The organism is Streptomyces sp. NPDC054770 (assembly GCF_053611985.1).
On record NZ_JBSHBL010000013.1, the window covers coordinates 17764 to 31413 of the forward strand.

Consider the following 13650-nt stretch of genomic DNA (forward strand, 5'->3'; position numbering starts at 1 on the left):
TTCCCCCGGATATACCGAAAGGCATCCGACGTGGGCGCGGGAGTCGATTCCCATCGACATGTCGCCACATCACGCGGGGAGTGAATCCATGCCACGACCGCCAGGCCATGGACCGGGCTTCGAGGTCAGACGCCAGAAGATCATTGACATCGCGGCGTCCCTGTTCGCTCAGCAAGGATACGCCGCGACCTCCATCAACGACCTGGGGCGCGCGGTCGGGCTGGCCAAGGGAGCCCTGTACTACTACATCGGCTCGAAAGAGAACCTGCTGGTCGAAATCCAGTCGCGGGTCATGGGGCCGTTGCTGTCCCGCGCGCGGCAGATCGCGGACCTCGACATGGACCCGCTGCTGCGCCTGCGTCTGCTGTCGGAGTCGCTTCTGACGATCATCTTTCGCAGGCTCGACCACATCTGGGTCTACGAACACGACTATCGCAGTCTCAGCGGCGACGAGCTCAAGACCCTGCTCGCCCAGCGTTCCGACTTCGAGCAGTTGATCTCCGACCTGCTCTCGCAGGCCATGGAACAGGGCGTGTTCCGCTCCATGTCGCCCCGGTTGGCCACCCTCCAGTTCCTCAACCTGCACAACCACACGTACCAATGGGTGAAGCCGGACGGGCAGTGGGACGCTCAGTTCCTGTCCCACGAGTACTGCGCGACCCTGTTCCGCGGCTTCGGCGCGCCTGATCACGCCCTGCCCAAGGTCGAGAAACAGGCACAGGCGTTCAAGCGCGACCGGCCCGAACTGCCGCTCGACCCCGAGGCCGAGTGGGAGGGCACCGCCGGCCGATGACAGGCGCGGCGCGGCCGACATTCCGAAGTGTCTGTGCCGAGAGTGCCGGTGCGGGACGGCCGGTGCGGACGCGTCGTCCCGCACCGGCCGCAGAGCGCGCCTCCCGCGGCGTCAGTCCTCCCGCAGCGAGGCACACAGGCCGCCGTCGACGACGATGTCGACGCCGTTCACGAAGCTCGCCTCGTCCGACAGCAGAAAGGCCGCGACGGCGGCGACCTCCTCGTACCGGCCGACGCGGCCCAGTGGCGTGCGCTCGATGAGCTCTCGGATCGACGCGTACCGGGCCGCCTCCAGCCGTGTCTCCGGGGTGTCGATCGCGCCCGGCGACAGCGAGCACACGCGGGCGCCCACGGAGCCGAACCGTACGGCCTCCGCGCGGGTCAGGCGGTGCACGCCGTACGTGGCCCACGGGTACGCCCAGGCCGGATCCTCGACCGCGGGACCGGCCACCTCCCGGAAACGGTCGAGGAAGTCCTCCTGCAACGGATCGTCCAGGACGGCCGCCACCGCCGGGGCGGGCTCGAGGTGTGCGATCAGCGGGGACACGGAGGCCAGGTACACGAATGCCGTACCGGCCGTGGCCAGTGGCCGGAGCGTCTCGGTGAGCAGCGCCGCCGCGACGAAGTCGGCCTCGATGATCCGGCGCCAGTCGGTTTCCTCGGGCGGGATGCCGTAGGCGTGCGCGACGGCCCGGAGCGTGCCGGTCTCCCTGACCCGGTCGGCGAGCCGGGCGAGGTCCGCCCGGTCGGTGACATCGACCGCGAACGGCTCGACGAGGGCCCGCTTGCCGTGGCCCGACAGGTCCTTCGCGACCGCGGCCACCGCCGCCTCGTTCCCGTCGGCGAGCAACAGCACATCCACCACGTCGGCGAGGCGCCTGGCGCATGCCTCTCCCGTCCCGCTGGCGGCGCCGGTGGCGATACCTACCGTGGTCATGCGTCACTCCTCATCGAAGACACTTGTCCCTGGGGACGAGTGTCTCGCAGGCGACCGGGTCCGGGGCACCGGTTCACGACGTGCAGACGTCCTTCAGTCGGTCGGCCGCCGCGTCGATCTTGCTGCTGTCCGGGGCGGTGTCGCCGTTCAGAATGGCCTTGTTGTAGTCCGCGACGGCCTTGTTCAGGTCGTCGACCGCATCGCCGACCTTGTTGTCGTCCGTCTTGTCGTCCGTCTTGTCGTTGATCTTGTCGTTGATCTTGTCGAGGTTCTTCTCGATGGTGTCGACGGACTTCTGGGTCCGCGTGGGATCCTCGATCGCGTCCGCGCCCGCTCTGTGGATGGCGGTGACACTGTCGGCGATGGTGTCGGCGCTGGAGACGCAGTCCCGTTGGTCGTCGAACTGGCAGCCGGCGGCGAGCGTCGCGGTCAGCGCGACAGCGGCTGCGGCGGTGGCGACGGCGGTGATGCGATGGTGGCGGCGTGCGGTCATGGGTGGATTCCTTTCACGGCTCCGCCCCCCGGGGGGCAGAGCCGGTGGTCGGATGGACGTGGGTGGCGGTTCGCAGTGCCAGGACCGGGCTCCGGTCCCTAGCTGCCGGTGACGCGGCTCAGCGGGCGCCGACGGGCTCCGCGGAGGGCGACTCGTCGGCCGGCTCTGCGGTCGGGACGGGCACCTTTCGGCTCAGCTTCTCGCCCTCGACGTCGATGTTCGGCAGCAGCCGGGCCAGCCATTTCGGCAGGTACCAGGCCCGGTGGCCGAGCAGGGCGAGGATGGCCGGGACGATCGCCATACGGACGACGAACGCGTCGAAGAGGACCGCGACGGCCAGCCCGAAACCGATCATCTTGATCATCGACTCGTCGGCGCCGATGAAGCCGGAGAACACCGCGATCATGATCAGCGCCGCGGCCACGACCACGCGGGCGCTGTGCCGGAAGCCCGAGACGATCGCGTCCTTGGGCGCCTCGCCGTGCACGTACGCCTCACGCATCCGCGAGACCAGGAAGACCTCGTAGTCCATCGCCAGGCCGAAGACGATGCCCACCAGGAAGATCGGCATCATGCTCATGATCGGGCCGGTGGACTCCACGCCCAGCAGGTCCGCGCCATGGCCCTGCTGGAAGACCGCGACGACCGCGCCGAGGGCCGCGAGGACGGAGAGCAGGAACCCGAAGGCCGCTTTCAGAGGCACCAGCAGGGAGCGGAAGACCAGCAGCAGGAGCACGACGGCGAGCGAGACCACCACCGCGAGATAGGGCACCAGCGAGGCCTGCACCTTCTCGGCGACGTCGATGTCGAGGGCGGTCTTGCCGGTGACCTCGAAGGACACGCCCGCATCCTTCTCGATGCCGGAGCGCTCGTCCCGGATCGTCTTGACGAGGTCCTTGGTCTTCTGGTCGGTCGGGCTGGTGGCGGGCGTGGCGGCGAACACCGCGGTGTCACCGGCCTGGTTGAAGCGGGCGGCCGAGACGGAGACGACGCCCCTGGTGGCGGCGATGTCCTTCGTGATCGTGGCCACGTCCGCCTTCGGGTCGTCGGATCCCTTGGCGTCGACGACGATCGTCAGGGGGCCGTTGAAGCCGGGTCCGAAACCCTCGGCGAGCGCGTCGTAGGCGCGGCGCTCGGTGGTGGAGGTCGGCTTGGCCTCGTCGCCCGGCATGCCGAGCTGAAGGTCCATCACCGGTGCGGCGACCGCGCCCAGGCCCACGACGCCCAGCAGGAGCACCGGTAGGGGCAGGCGGACGACGGCCCTGGCCCAGCGCGAGCCGCCGTTGTCGGTCTTGCGCTGCTTCCTGCGGTACCGCCTGGAGTTCCTGCGAGCGCCGCGCGAGAGCACGGCGTTCGGCCAGCAGCCCAGGACCGCCGGGACCAGGGTCAGGCAGATCAGCACGGCGACGAGGACCGCGCCGGCGGCGGCCAGCCCCATCTTGGTGAGCATCGGGATACCGACGACCCAGAGCCCGGCCAGCGCGATGACGACGGTGAGCCCGGCGAAGACGACCGCGGAGCCGGCCGTGCCGACGGCGAGGCCCGCCGCCTCCCGGGGTGCGTGGCCCTTGGCGCGTTCCTCGCGGTAGCGGGAGACGACGAACAGGGCGTAGTCGATGCCGCAGGCCAGGCCCAGCATGGTGGCGAGGGTGCCGGTGTTCTCCGACAGTCCGAAGGTCTGGGACAGGGCCATGATCCCGGTCATGCCGACGGCCACGCCGATGATCGCGGCCAGCAGCGGCAGACCGGCGGCGGCCAGGGACCCGAACGTGATCAGCAGGACGACGGCGGCTACGGCGATACCGACCACCTCGGCCGGTCCGCCGGCCGCGGGCTGGGTCGCCAGCGCGTCGCCGCCGACCTCCACCCGCAGACCGGCCTGCCGAGCCACGTCGATGGCTGACTCCAGGTGCTTCTTGCTCGCGTCGGTGAGGTCGTCGGCCGTCGCCTTGAAGGAGACGGTCGCGTACGCCGTCGTACCGTCCTTGCTGACGGCCTTGGCCTGGAAGGGGTCGACGGCGGCGGCGACCTGGGAGCCGTCGGCGGCCTCGTCGACGAGCTTCTCGATCGCGGCCCGGTTGCCGGCCGCGGTCACCTTCTCCCCGCTCGGGGCGATGAACACGATGCGCGCGCTCGCCCCGTCGGCCGTGGTCCCCGGGAACCGCTGCTCCATCAGGTCGAACGCCTTCTGGGACTCGATCCCGGGCATCGTGAAGCCTTCGTCGGCGGCTGCGGGCGCCTTGGACGCGGCGAATCCGACGGCGCCGAGCACGGCGACCCACAGGACGACGACGAACCATCGCCAGCGAAAGGCCGCACGGCCCAGGTGATACAGGACAGTTGCCATGACGAGGGAAGCCTCCACATCAGCGGTTCCGGGAATGCGCACGGAGCCGGAACCGCCTCGGCATGGGAAAGTCCGCCCTGTTCACGGTGGGTTCAGGGTGGCGTCCGTCTCCACACCTCACCCTTCCGCGAGGCGCGCGGAGCCACGAGGGAGCGCCCTCCCGTATCCGTGGTGTAGCCCGCTACACCACGGCGCGGTCCTCGCTCCCTGTCGGTATGTCCTGGTCGGCGACGAGTCGGCGTCCAGGGCATTGCCGTATCCACCTCCTCTCCCATACGGTTCAATCAGCTAGCTAATTTCACCAATCTGAATACGTAACCCGATGACGAGAGAAGGGTGTGGCGAGTGCAGGCAGCAGAAAGTCCGTCCCGGTGAGCGGGACGGACGGAGAATCCCCCGTGAAACCCACGACAGCGGCCGAGTTGCGCGGACTCGGTCTGCGAACGATGTCCTCGGTCGTCAACACCCCCCTCGCCGAGGACGCCGACCTGCGTGACGACGGCGTGGGTGCTGACCTCGTGGAGATCGGCCTGGTCAGCGTCTGGGCCGAGCTCTGGGCGCGCGAGGGTCTGGCTCGACGGGACCGGAGCCTGGTCACGCTGGGGATCCTGATCGCGCTGGGCGCCGAGGACGAACTCGGCAGCCACGTCCGGATAGGGCTGAACAACGGGCTGACCGAGGACGAGATCGCCGAAGTCCTGTACCACTCCGCCGGATACGCGGGCTTCCCCCGGGCCGTGGCCGCGCGGAAGGCCGCCCGGAAGGCACTGGGTCAGGCGCCCGGCGCGGCGAGGGGTGACATCCCCGCGGAACCGAAGCAGTAGCACCTACCTGGAGTCCTGAATGACGTCTCTGAACGGAAGAAACGCGGTCGTCACCGGTGGCGGCCGAGGTATCGGACGGGCGATCGCCCTGGTGCTCGCCGCCCAGGGCGCGACGGTCGCCGTGTGGGACCTGGACGGTGCGGGGGCGCACGAGACGGCCGACGCGATCGGCGAGGCGGGCGGCAAGGCGGTGGCGGTCGTCGGTGACGCGGCCGACGCCACGGCCGTCGCCGCCGCTGCGGAGCAGACGCACGCGGCACTCGGTCCGGTCACGATCCTGGTCAACAACGCCGGTATCACCAACTACGTGCCGTTCCCGGACCTCACCGAGGAGACCTGGGACCGGATGATCCGGATCAACCTCAAAGGCCCCTTCCTGGTCACGCGTGCCCTCGTGCCGGACATGCTGACGGCGGGGCACGGACGTATCGTCAACATCTCGTCCTCGTCCGCCCAGACCGGCGGTCCCGCGGTGTCCCACTACGCGGCGTCCAAGGGCGGGGTGATCGGTCTGACCAAGGCGCTCGCCCTCGAGTTCGCCGACACCGGCATCACGGTCAACAACGTGGCGCCGAGCCTCATCGACACGCCCCTGCTCCGCGAGGGATTCGACCCCGACGCACTGGGCGCGACCATGCCGATGAAACGGGCCGGACGCCCCGACGAGATCGCCTACGCGGTCGCCTACCTCGCGTCCGACGAGGCCGGATACGTGACGGGACAGACCCTCAGCGTCAACGGCGGCCGCTACTTCGTCTGAGCGGCCATGACCAAGGCCACGAACAAGGCCCCGAACAACGCCACAGGCAAGGGACGACCATGACAGAGACCGTGACGGACACCGGGCCGACGGAGGAGCTGCCGGACTTCCCGGCGCCCAGGTCGGGCACCTGCCCCTTCGCTCCCCCGCCCGACCTGCTGGGGCTCCGTGCCGCCGGCCGGCCGGTGATGCGCGTGCGCAGCTGGGACGGCACCACCCCGTGGCTGGTCCTCACCCACGCCGCCCAGCGCGCGTCGCATTCCCACGCTGCGGCTGGCGGCCGGTCCGGAGGACCTGGCGTTCAAGGAGGACTCGCAGGCCTACGGCATCCACGAACTGCCCGTCGCCTGGTGACCGCCGGCCCCGCACGGCTCGTACGACAGACCTGAGAGAGGGAGGACCGCCATGACCGACGGCGGCTTTCGTGTGACCCGGCTGTACCACCCCAGCCACCATGTGACCGATCTCCGGGAGGCGGAGGCGTGGTTCGAGCGCGTCTTCGGGCGCCCAAGCCGGCCTATGGCCGAGATGATGCGCAACGCCCCCGTCAGTGAGGGCTATCCGACCGACTACTCGACGTTCACGCCGATCAACGACGTCCTGTTCGACACGATCGACCCGAAGCGCTACGTCCTCCAGGGCGTCCAGCGCTACGCCTCGGTCGACAAGCCGCACCTGAAGGGGTTCGGCTGGTACGTCGACGGCATCGCCGACGCCTACCGCGCGCTCAAGGGGCTCGGCATCGGCATGGTCGGTCAGCTCGACGAGGCCGCCGAGGGCGACGATCCCCCGACCGCGCCCAACTCCCCGATGCCGATCTTCTTCACGGTGCCCGAGGACGCGGGCCTGCGCTACGAGTTCCTGCCGCAGATCCCGTTCCCGCTGGACCACCGGCTGGCCCCGGACTGGGAGTTGCCGCCGGTGTCCGAGGACGATCCGCTCGGCATCGAGCGCTGCTCGCACCACACCGTGCTGACCGATCGCGTCGACCGGGCCCTGCGCGTGGTGGTCGACGGACTGGGCGGGACGGTCATCCACACGGGACGCAACGAGGTGCTGGGCGCGCAGAGCACCTACGTCCACCTGGCCGACGCGGTCTTCGAGTACGCGGTCCCCGACGACGGCACCCCGGCACAGGCCGACTGGGCCACCGGGGCGCCGAACGACACGTACCACTCGATCACCTGGAAGGTAGCCGACCTCGACCGCGTCGCACGCCATCTGGACGCGCAGGGCGTGGGGGTGCGCACCCGCACGAGCGACACGCTCGTCACCGACGCCTCGACCGGACTCGGCATTCCCTGGGGCTTCACCACCAGGCTGACGGCCGGCGATCCGCGCAGGGGGTGAGCGACGTGGCAGTCCCCGCAGGCAACGGGAGCCCAAGCGCCGTCGACACCGATGTCGACCTGCTGGTCATCGGTGCCGGTGTCACCGGGATCCATCAGCTGAAGCGGGCCCTCGACGCGGGACTCTCCGCCCGGCTGCTGGAGGCCGGCCAGGGGGTCGGCGGGGTGTGGCACTGGAACCAGTATCCGGGAGCCCGCCTCGACTCGGAGAGCTACACCTACGGCTATCTGTTCTCGAAGGAGCTGTTCGAGGGCTGGGAGTGGCGCGAGCGGTTCGCCGGGCAGCCGGAGAACGAGCGGTACTTCAACTACGCCGTGGACCGGTTGGGCCTGCGCGGTCACATCCGGTTCGGGGCTCGGGTCAACTCCGCGCTGTTCGACGAGACTTCGGCGACCTGGCTGGTGCGGGCGACCGACGGTACCGAGGTGCGGGCGCGGTTCGTGGTCGCGGCCACCGGCGTGCTGTCGGTGCCGGTCTTTCCCGAGGTGCCCGGTCGGGAGAACTTCGCGGGCGTGGCCCACCACACCGGCCTGTGGCCCGACACCCCCGTCGGCTTCGCGGGCAAACGGGTCGCGGTGGTCGGCACCGGCTCCAGCGGCGTCCAGGTGATCCCCGCCATCCTGGCGGACGTCGCCTCCCTGACGGTCTATCAGCGGTCGCCCAACTGGTGCACCCCGCTGAACAACGAGCCGATCACGGCTGAGCAGCAAGCTCAACTGAACGACGGTTTCGAGCAGTTGCGGGAGACCCTCAACACCTCCGCGAGCGGGTTCCTGCACCAGCCGCGGGACCGTACGGCGTTCGAGGACTCACGCGACGAACGGTGGGAGTTCCACGAACGGATGTGGCAGAGCCCTGGCTTCGCCAAGGTGATCAGCCACTACTCCGACATGCTCACGGACAAGGCCGCCAACGACGACTGGTGCGCCTTCATGGCCGAGAAGGTCCGCAGCATCGTCAAGGACCCGGCGACGGCCGAGCGGCTCATCCCCGACGACCACGGCTGGGCCGGGAAACGCCCGCCCTTCGTCACCGGCTACTTCGAGGCCTACAACGATCCGAAGGTGAGCCTCGTCGACCTGCGGGACAACCCGTTCGTCCGGGTCACGGAGACCGGCATCGAAACGACCGACGGGCTGCGGGAGTTCGACGTCGTCGTCTGGGCGTCGGGGTTCGACTTCGGCACCGGCGCACTGAACCGGATGGGGGTGCGCGGTCGCGGTGGGCTGGCCCTTGAGGACTACTGGTCCGACGGGCCGCGCACGTTCCTGGGACTCATGAGCCACGGCTTCCCGAACTTCTTCTTCCCGGGCGGCCCGCACGGTGCGGCCGGCAACAACCCGAGGTATGCCGAGGACCAGGTGAACTTCATCGCCGACGCGATCGAGTACCTGCGCGAGCACGGCCACCGGGTGATCGAGGTTCCCGCCGACACGGAGGAGAGCTGGAACGCCATGGTCGCGGAACTGGCCGTGTATTCCCCGTTCGGTGAGCGCAGCTATTTCTTCGGTTCCAACATCGCCGGGAAGCCCCGGAGTTTCCTGCTCAATCCCGGTGGGCGCCCGAAGCTGCGCGAGTTCATGGACGAGGTCCTCCAGACGAAATACTCCCGCTTCCTTTCCTGAACCGGAGGACATGGTCATGCGGCAACATCTGTTCGACGATCGCGTCGCGGTGGTCACCGGCGCCGGACGCGGGATCGGGCGGGCCTACGCCCTGCTCCTCGGTGAACTGGGCGCGAAGGTCGTCGTGAACGACCTGGGCGGCTCGATGGAGGGCTTCGGTTCCGACGCCGGTCCCGCCGAGGCCGTCGCCGCGGAGATCAACGACGCCGGCGGTACGGCGATCGCCGACACCAGTGACATCTCCACCGCCGACGGCGGACGGCGGCCCGTCGAAGCCGCCGTCGAGGCCTTCGGGCGGATCGACATCGTCGTCAACAACGCCGGCAACGTACGGTTCGCCGGGCTGCCGGACATCGACGCGGCGAACGTCGAAAGCCACCTGGCGGTACACGTCCTCGGCGCCTTCCACACCACCCGCGCCGCCTGGCCCTACATGCTGGAGCGGAACTACGGCCGGGTCGTGCTCACCGGCTCGATCGGGATGTTCGGGCTCCCGGACAACCTCGGTTACGCCACCGCCAAGGCGGCGATGATCGGGATGGCCCGCAGCATGGCGGTCTCGGCCCGCGGCCACGACATCAAGGTCAACGTGATCGCCCCCAACGCCATGACGCGGATGGGCGGCGGCCCCTCCGAGGGCATGGACGCGTTGCGGGAGCAGGGCCGCTCCGGTGGCACCGCGATGGACCCGGTACTGGTGGCGCCCATGGTGGCGTATCTCGCCCACGAGGTGTGCGCCGTGAGCGGTGAGGTGTTCCTCGCCGGAGGCGGACGGTTCGCGCATCTCTTCGTCGGCGTCACCGAGGGCTGGCTGCCCGCCGACCCGCTCAAGGTCACGGTCGAGGACATCGCCGGGAACCTTGACCGGATCAAGGACCACTCCGGATTCCACGTTCCGGGCGACCTCATGGAATGCGTCAGCCGTTACATGGCCCATCGGCAAGGAGAAGAGGGAGAAGCGTGAGCGCAGAGAAGGTCTGGCCTCATCACGAACTCGGCAAGAAGCTCAACAACTGGGGTCGTTGGGGAGACGACGACGAGATCGGCACCCTGAACTTCGTGACCCCGCAGAAGCGCATCGAGGCCGCGCAACTCGTCCGCACGGGCAAGGCGTTCGACCTGGGCATGGCGTTCGACGGCAACGGGCCCTTCAAGTCCGGGGGTTTCCGCAACAACCCGATCCATGTCATGACGCTGCTGCCGTCCGACACCGGGTTCGCCCAGGACGGTCTGATCTCCGCCGACGACATGATCGTCACCGGTCTGCAGGCCGCCACCCAGTGGGACGGTCTTGCGCACGCGGGCTACGGCGGCACCTTCTACAACAACGTGCCGGCCGCCGCGGTCAACAACTTCCAGGGCGCCAGCCGCAACTCGTTCCACAAGGCCGTCGACCGGCTGATCTCCCGCGGAGTCCTGCTGGACATCGCGCGGCTGAAGGGCGTGGACCGGCTGGCGGACTCGTACGAGATCACCGAGGCCGACCTGCTGGCCGCCGAGGAACGCCAGGGCGTGCGCGTCGGGTCCGGCGACATCGTGCTGCTGCGCACCGGCTCCTACCAGTGGTTCCTGGAGGGGGACCGCGAGCACTTCCTCGGCAACGCTCCCGGGCCCTGCCTCGACACCTGCAACTGGCTGTACGAGCGCGAGGTCGCGGCGCTCGCGATGGACAACCACTCCGGCGAGGTGTGGCCCAGTCCCGTCAAGGGCGCGACCATCCCGTTCCACCAGGTGGTGATCCGGGACATGGGCCTCACGCTCGGCGAGATGTTCAACTTCGAGGAGCTGGCCGCGGACTGCGAGGAGGACGGCGTGTGGGACATGCTGTTCTGCGCCCCGGGGCTGAAGGTGACGGGCTCCGTCGGCTCGCCCATCACGCCGATCGCCATCAAGTAGGCACGGCCGTGCCGGAATTCGCCGAGGTGAGCGCGGGCGTGCGAGCGACGGTCGCCGCGCACGCCCAGGCCCAGGACGAGGGCCGTACCGAGGACATGGTCGCGCTGTACCTGCCGGACGGCGTGGTCGAGATACCCGGCTTCGAGCCCCTGGTGGGTGCCGACGCCATCCGTGAGGCGTTCTCCCGTCCGGGGTGGCGGCCGGATCCGGACCGGCCGCAGTGCCACCTCGTCGGCAACACGCTCCTCACGGAGTGGGACGAGCGCACGGCGAAGGCGACCAGCGACGTGGTGATGCTCGTCCGCGCCGGTTCCGCCTGGTCCGTCGCCGTCGTGGCGCGCTATCACGACACGTTCGAGGAGTCGGCGGGACGCTGGCTGCTGCGCCGCCGGGTGGACGAGTACGTCGGCGACGCGCCCTGACCCCGGTGGCTGGCAAAGGCCGGCGCGACCGCGTTCCCAGCGGCCGCGCCGGCCCCGTCTCCTCGGTGCGCACCGCGACCGTGGTTTGATCCTGGGCGACACGAGTGCCATCCTGTGAGCGTGTCCCTGGTTCGGTCGGCAGGCCTGCAGAAGTTCCGACAGTCCGTCGAGGCTCTGGGTGGAGACGCGGGAGCGTATGCCGGACGGGCGGGTCTGCCCGTCGAAGCGCTCGACAGCGACGAGCTGCTCGTGGAGGACTCCGCCCTGGCGGCGGTGCTGGAGATCGCCGCGGCCGACCTGGGATGCCCTGACCTGGGGCTGCGCGTGGGCGAGGCACAGGACTTCGGCATGCTGGGCCCCTTGGCAGTGGCGATCCAGCACTCCCCCTCGGTCGCCGACGCGCTCGCCTGCACCTCCCGGTACATGTTCGTCCATGCGCGAGACCTCAGCGTCTCGCTGGTGGAGGACCCCGACGGGGCTCGCGGGGTCGTCGGGCTGCGGTACTCCTTCGGCGCGGGCAGGCGGCCGCTGCCGCAGGCCACCGACATGACCACGCTGTTCGTCCATCGCGCGGTGATGTTCCTGGTGGGCGGCGACTACGGACTGCGGTCGGTCGACCTGCCCCACCAGCCGGTAGCGCCGCGGTCGCGGTACGAGGACGCCTTTCGAGCCCGGGTTCGCTTCGGCCGCGACAGCGCGCTGCTGCGGGTGCCGTCGAGCCTGCTGTCGCGGCCGCTCGACGGGGTCGACGAGACCTTGCGCCGGATCGCGCTGGCCTTCCTGTCCGGTCAGTCCCCCGAGACCGGCCCGGTGGTGGCCGCGAAGGTACGCGCGCTCCTGGACCAGTCCCTCGGGACCGGTTCCACCGATCTCGTCGACGTCGCCCGGGTCCTCGCCGTGCACCCACGCACCCTCCAGCGGCAACTCGCCGCGGAGGGTGAGTCGTTCGCCTCGATCCTCGACGGAGTCCGGCGCAGCCGAGCCCGCACCTACCTGACCACGACGGACATGCCGCTCTCCCAGGTCAGCGACCTGATCGGTTTCGCCGAGCAAGCGGTCCTCACCCGCTGCGCCCAGCGGTGGTGGGGACGCACTCCGTCCGCCCTGCGCCGCGAGGCACGGGCGAGGCGCTGAGCCGGCGGGTCCGGGTCACGGCAGGCTCCCTACCTGGGCATCAGCGATGCCGGGGGACATCCGTGCGGCGGCGGAGACGATACGGCGGCACCGCAGTTCGAGCAGGACGACCGCGATACCGAAGAAGCGGAACTGCTTGTTCGTCGTCTGCCCGGCCAGGTACCGCTGGTAGACCTGCTGGGCGATGACGGCGACGCGGAACAGGCCGAAGACCTGGTACCAGGCCCATTCGCGGTTGGTCACGCGGGTGCCGGTGCGCGAGCAGTAGTGGGCCACGACCTCTTCGCGGGTCATCATCCCGGGCAGGTGGGTGGGCTGACGGCGGAAGGCCTGCAGGTGCCTGCCGTCGTCGGCCTGTACCCAGTAACCCAGGCCGTTCGCGAGGTCCATCATCGGGTCGCCGACGGTGGCGAGCTCCCAGTCGAGCAGGCCGACCGGCCGCGTGGGGTTCTCCGGGTCGAGGACGACGTTGTCGAAGCGGAAGTCGTTGTGCACCAGGGTGTGCGGCCGGTCGGCCGGCTGGTGGTCGGCCAGCCACCGCATGACCCGCTCGAAGCTGCCGACGTTCCAGGTGCGCGCCTTGCGGTAGCGCTCCGACCAGCCCTCGACCTGCCGGCGTACGTAGCCGTCGCCCTTGCCGAGGTCGCCGAGTCCCGTGGCCGTGAGGTCGACCGCGTGCAGGTCCACGAGCAGGTCGATGACGTTGCGGCACAGGACGGCGGTCTGCTCGCGGTCGAGCACCATGCCCGGCGGCAGGTTCTTGCGCGGGATCGGGCCGACGAGCCGCTGCATCACGTAGAACGGCGAGCCGATGACCGCCGGGTCCTCGCACAGGGCGACCGTGCGCGGCACGTACGGCAGGAACTGCCCGAGCTGGGTCTGGATGCGGTGCTCGCGGCCCATGTCGTGCGCGCCGTTGCGGTGGGTGCCCTTCGGGGGACGGCGCAGGATGAGGTCGCCGTCCGGGTAGCGCAGCAGGTAGGTCAGGTTCGACACGCCCCCGGAGAACTGCCGTACCTCCGGCACGGCGGACAGGTCGGCCTCGGTGCTGCCCGGGCCGGCGTTCCCGG

13 protein-coding genes are annotated in these 13650 nt (G+C 69.9%); 9 read left to right on the forward strand and 4 right to left on the reverse strand.

Features of this window, described 5'->3' with window-relative positions:
* Positions 1-88 precede the first annotated feature (88 nt).
* Positions 89-793 (forward strand): TetR family transcriptional regulator, encoded by a 705-nt coding sequence (locus tag ACWGKQ_RS14365; protein ID WP_453292223.1) that lies wholly within the window; start codon positions 89-91, stop codon positions 791-793.
* Between the two features lie 111 nt (positions 794-904).
* Here ACWGKQ_RS14365 and ACWGKQ_RS14370 read toward each other — a convergent pair whose 3' ends face one another.
* The 3 genes from ACWGKQ_RS14370 to ACWGKQ_RS14380 all read right to left on the reverse strand — a co-directional run bounded on the left by ACWGKQ_RS14370 (position 905) and on the right by ACWGKQ_RS14380 (position 4569).
* Positions 905-1729: an SDR family oxidoreductase gene (locus ACWGKQ_RS14370; protein ID WP_453292224.1), complete on the reverse strand. Its 825-nt coding sequence runs from the start codon at positions 1727-1729 to the stop codon at positions 905-907.
* A 73-nt stretch (positions 1730-1802) separates the two neighbouring features.
* Positions 1803-2222: a hypothetical protein gene (locus ACWGKQ_RS14375; protein WP_453292225.1), complete on the reverse strand. Its 420-nt coding sequence runs from the start codon at positions 2220-2222 to the stop codon at positions 1803-1805.
* A gap of 118 nt (positions 2223-2340) precedes the next feature.
* Complete coding sequence (locus tag ACWGKQ_RS14380; protein WP_453292226.1) at positions 2341-4569, reverse strand: MMPL family transporter; 2229 nt, start codon at positions 4567-4569, stop codon at positions 2341-2343.
* Between the two features lie 398 nt (positions 4570-4967).
* Here ACWGKQ_RS14380 and ACWGKQ_RS14385 point away from each other — a divergent pair, with 398 nt between their 5' ends.
* From ACWGKQ_RS14385 to ACWGKQ_RS14420, 8 genes are all read left to right on the forward strand, one after another.
* Positions 4968-5393, forward strand: coding sequence for a carboxymuconolactone decarboxylase family protein (locus ACWGKQ_RS14385; protein WP_453292227.1), 426 nt, complete (start codon positions 4968-4970; stop codon positions 5391-5393).
* Positions 5394-5412: 19 nt separating this feature from the next.
* The gene (locus ACWGKQ_RS14390; protein ID WP_453292228.1) at positions 5413-6153 is read left to right on the forward strand and encodes an SDR family NAD(P)-dependent oxidoreductase; all 741 of its coding nucleotides are present in this window, start codon (positions 5413-5415) and stop codon (positions 6151-6153) included.
* Positions 6154-6558: 405 nt separating this feature from the next.
* Complete coding sequence (locus tag ACWGKQ_RS14395; RefSeq protein ID WP_453292229.1) at positions 6559-7503, forward strand: hypothetical protein; 945 nt, start codon at positions 6559-6561, stop codon at positions 7501-7503.
* Positions 7504-7508: 5 nt separating this feature from the next.
* Positions 7509-9128, forward strand: coding sequence for a flavin-containing monooxygenase (locus ACWGKQ_RS14400; protein ID WP_453292230.1), 1620 nt, complete (start codon positions 7509-7511; stop codon positions 9126-9128).
* A 16-nt stretch (positions 9129-9144) separates the two neighbouring features.
* Positions 9145-10092: an SDR family NAD(P)-dependent oxidoreductase gene (locus tag ACWGKQ_RS14405; RefSeq protein ID WP_453292231.1), complete on the forward strand. Its 948-nt coding sequence runs from the start codon at positions 9145-9147 to the stop codon at positions 10090-10092.
* Positions 10089-11024 carry a cyclase family protein gene (locus tag ACWGKQ_RS14410; protein ID WP_453292232.1) on the forward strand — a complete coding sequence of 312 codons (936 nt, stop codon included), beginning with the start codon at positions 10089-10091 and terminating at the stop codon, positions 11022-11024. The genes ACWGKQ_RS14405 and ACWGKQ_RS14410 overlap by 4 nt, the downstream gene beginning before the upstream one ends.
* A gap of 8 nt (positions 11025-11032) precedes the next feature.
* Complete coding sequence (locus ACWGKQ_RS14415) at positions 11033-11446, forward strand: nuclear transport factor 2 family protein (RefSeq protein WP_453292233.1); 414 nt, start codon at positions 11033-11035, stop codon at positions 11444-11446.
* 120 nt (positions 11447-11566) lie between these two features.
* Positions 11567-12580: an AraC family transcriptional regulator gene (locus tag ACWGKQ_RS14420; RefSeq protein ID WP_453292234.1), complete on the forward strand. Its 1014-nt coding sequence runs from the start codon at positions 11567-11569 to the stop codon at positions 12578-12580.
* Positions 12581-12595: 15 nt separating this feature from the next.
* Here ACWGKQ_RS14420 and ACWGKQ_RS14425 read toward each other — a convergent pair whose 3' ends face one another.
* A complete protein-coding gene (locus tag ACWGKQ_RS14425) occupies positions 12596-13606 on the reverse strand; it encodes a phosphotransferase family protein (protein ID WP_453292235.1) in 1011 nt (336 codons plus the stop codon).
* Between the last annotated feature and the right edge of the window lie 44 nt (positions 13607-13650).